At 44.1% G+C, this 1,361-nt stretch carries 2 protein-coding genes; both read right to left on the minus strand.

Annotated elements, in window-relative coordinates; all coding sequences use genetic code 11:
* Positions 1-24: 24 nt before the first annotated feature.
* Positions 25-828: a transposase gene (locus tag RMX98_RS36245; protein ID WP_409882111.1), complete on the minus strand. Its 804-nt coding sequence runs from the start codon at positions 826-828 to the stop codon at positions 25-27.
* Between the two features lie 12 nt (positions 829-840).
* Positions 841-1,242 carry a hypothetical protein gene (locus tag RMX98_RS36250; protein WP_409882000.1) on the minus strand — a complete coding sequence of 134 codons (402 nt, stop codon included), beginning with the start codon at positions 1,240-1,242 and terminating at the stop codon, positions 841-843.
* Positions 1,243-1,361: the final 119 nt, after the last annotated feature.

A 1,361-nucleotide genomic window follows, 5' to 3' on the forward strand; every position in this document is an offset into this window, starting at 1 on the left:
CTTTCAAGGGTAGGGAATTAAAAATCAGGCAGTAGAGAGGGTGATTTGAAAGACATTCATTTGTGGAGTCAAGGTTGGCCAAGGTTCAGGGAAAAAACCACCGATTGGTAATGGCTCTCGATTGAGAACGGCAGCCTTAATCACTAAAAACCCACGACAAAAACACGACAGACAACGATGGAGGAAACTATGTTTAAAATTGCGTCGAGCAACATGGGTCGGTGGTAGCTCATCTAAACTACTAATGGGTAAATTTGCATCAACTTCTTTGCCAACACTGACTTGCCACAAAGTAGCAACAGCAATAGCTAACCAATGCCTTTCGGCACGTTGAGGACGTGTAATTTTAGTCCGATGCCAAGCAAAGCCACCGCGTTTACCGTCTTTAAACAGACACTCAATCCAAGAACGCATCGAATACCAGCAAGCATCGGCAATTTCTGGAGGCAAATCGGTGATAATTACCCAAGGGTCGGCATAACCCGGATCATGACGAGCTAACAAGGTACAGTCAATCGAGTTAGTTTTAAAACAAGTTACCCAAGCCTGGAATGAGCGACCGACTTCTGGCACAAGACTATTTAGTGGTCGCCAAGAGTTCTCACCGTGAATTTGAAACAGTCCTTGAAGGTTAATCCGCATGAACGGATGCCAACCAATACTTTTGATTTGTTGGTACAACCATTCTGCATAAAGTCCTCTGTCTGTGGTGACGATGACAAACCAATCTGCTGGAACTGTTTGACTGATATGGCGAAATAACTCTTGCCAATGAGGTTTCCAACTTCCTGGTTTGGTTGCTTCGACTATTTTCCAAGCAATCGGGATTCCGCAACCTCGCTAGACAACACTAATTGCTAATACAGTGAATCTATCGCTCAATGTGGAACCATCTGCTGCCAATGCTAGCCGTTTTTCTGATTCTGGCCATCGGCTTAAAATCCACGACAATAACGGACTAAAACAAGATTTTACCTCCAATGAAGCCGGCCCATGTTTTGTTTTTGTTTTATCTTCTGCGTCTCTCAACCATTCCCGTAACTGCTGACGGACTGTATTTTCCTTTTTTCCCAGTAGCTCTGCTAAAAACACCGAAACTGTTGTCAGCCCGCTTGATTGGGTCATGACTATCCCAAAACTCCACATTGCTAGTACTACTGCTTGTGACTTGGACAGATGCGGCATCTTTTCTATGACTGTCCTCGTCCATTGTCTTAATTCCTCATTCTTTCCTAATTGCATTTTCCCTCCCACACCCTGACATTCTTCGCCGCTTCTGCCTTAGTTATTTTTGCGGTCTGACTTCAGTTCTGTATTTTACTGGCTATATTGCCCCTTTCTTAATTCCCTACCCTTGAAAG

The sequence above is a fragment of the Nostoc sp. DedQUE02 genome (genome assembly GCF_034531035.1).
Classification (GTDB): domain Bacteria; phylum Cyanobacteriota; class Cyanobacteriia; order Cyanobacteriales; family Nostocaceae; genus Nostoc.